This is a genomic window from Aquabacterium sp. A08, assembly GCF_011742065.1.
This window is the reverse complement of the sequence record NZ_JAAQQT010000428.1, coordinates 1-314: the sequence shown is the minus strand read 5'-3', so window position 1 is coordinate 314 and position 314 is coordinate 1. Positions and strand designations below refer to the sequence as shown.

Here is a 314-nt window from a genome sequence, read left to right as displayed (position 1 = left end):
CCCATGGCCCCCGCCTTGCCCCCCGACCTGCACCGCGACACGCTGGCCGTGCGCGCCGCGGTCGAACGCAGCCAGTACGGCGAAAACTCGGAGGCGCTGTACCTGACCAGCGGCTACGTGCAGCCCAGCGCGCAAGCCTCGGCGCGGCGTTTCGCCGGCGAGGAAGACGGCTACACCTACGGCCGCTCCGGCAATCCCACGGTGACCAGCTTCGAGCAACGCCTGGCCGCGCTGGAAGGCGCCGAGGCCTGCCTGGCCACCGCCTCGGGCATGTCGGCCATCATGTTGATGTGCTTCGGCCTGCTCAAAGCCGG

The 314-nt window shown here is 71.0% G+C and carries 1 protein-coding gene; it reads left to right on the top strand.

Going from position 1 to position 314, the window contains the following annotated elements; all coding sequences use genetic code 11:
• Positions 1–3 precede the first annotated feature (3 nt).
• The coding region (locus HA630_RS27190) for a PLP-dependent transferase (protein WP_208299918.1) at positions 4–314 on the top strand (311 nt) is incomplete at its 3' end.